Genomic DNA, 1,255 nt, shown 5'->3' with positions numbered 1-1,255 from the left:
CATGAAGGCCAGGCGCTCCAGGGGATAGGCCGGGTCCAGCGGTACATAACCGGCGCCCGCCTTGAGGATGCCCAACAGGCCGACGATCATGTCCAAGCCACGCTCGACACAGATCGCCACTCGATCATCCGGGCGAATGCCCAGGGCCAGCAAATGATGAGCAAGCTGGTTGGCCCGGGCGTTGAGTTCACCGTAGGTCAGCGTCCGGCTCTCGAACACCACCGCCACTGCATCGGGCTGAGCCACGGCGCAGGCTTCGAATTGCCCGTGGATCAGCGTGTCATGGGCGTACGTCTGCGGCGAGGCATTCCAGGTTTCCAGCAACTGGCGACGCTCCGTCGGCGGTAACACCGCCAGGCTTTGCACCGGCTGGTGCGGTGCATGTTCCAGTGCATCGAAGAGACTGCGCAGCGCAACGTGCATGTAGTCACAGATGCGTTGCGCCCCGATCCGCGCCTCGACCAGTGCCGTCAGGCTGAAGCCGTCCCCGAGGTCATCGACGTTCATTGTCAGCGGGTAGTTGGTACGTTCTTCGCTGGACAGCATCTGCATGCCGTTCCAGGCCGACAACAACGCATCCGTCACCTCGATCGAGCTGTGCCGGTAATTGAGCAACGCGCTGAACAGTGGTGTCGACGAAGCCACGCTGCTGCAGCGCTGGGCCAGGGCCAGGGAGGCATGCTCATGGGCCAGCATCGCGGTCAGCCGTGCGTGGGTCATCTTCACCGCATCACGCACACTTTGCTCGCCCACCGAAACGCATATCGGCAAGGTGTTGATGAACATCCCCAGCGCCCGATCAGCACCGTCGCCACCCTGCATGCGGCCTAACAGAACCGTGCCGAACACCACGTTCTCCTGACCGGATGCCAGGGCCATGACCCGGCCCCATGCCAAGTGAATCAGGCTCGCGGCACTCACGCCCAGGCGCCGGGCCTGACTGCGCAGCCCCAGGCTCAAAGCCTCATCGACTGCAACCGTCACTTCTTCGATGCCACGCCCGTCCCCCTGGACCTGTGCCAGTCCGAACGCCAGCGTCGGCTCATCGATCCCGCCGAGCATCTGGCGGAAAAATGCTTCGTGTTCCGCCTCGCTCGTTCCCAGACGTGCCTGGGCCACATAGTTGCGATAAGGCACCGGATCGACCAGTTGTCCGGCCTCGCCCATCAGGTGCGCCTGCATTTCCTGTTGCACAACCTCCAGCGCGGTATGGTCCAGCGCCATGTGGTGGAACAGCAGGATCGCCACCCAGCGG

General features: G+C 63.6%; 1 protein-coding gene. It reads right to left on the bottom strand.

Annotation, left to right across the window (positions count from 1 at the left end; all coding sequences use genetic code 11):
- The coding region (locus BM317_RS29660; RefSeq protein ID WP_139236108.1) for an AMP-binding protein at positions 1–1,255 on the bottom strand (1,255 nt) is incomplete at both ends.

Source organism: Pseudomonas sp. NFACC24-1 (assembly GCF_900115235.1).
GTDB lineage: Bacteria > Pseudomonadota > Gammaproteobacteria > Pseudomonadales > Pseudomonadaceae > Aquipseudomonas > Aquipseudomonas fluorescens_AA.
Note: the sequence above shows the minus strand (reverse complement) of the source record. Positions and strands in the feature narration are given on the sequence as shown.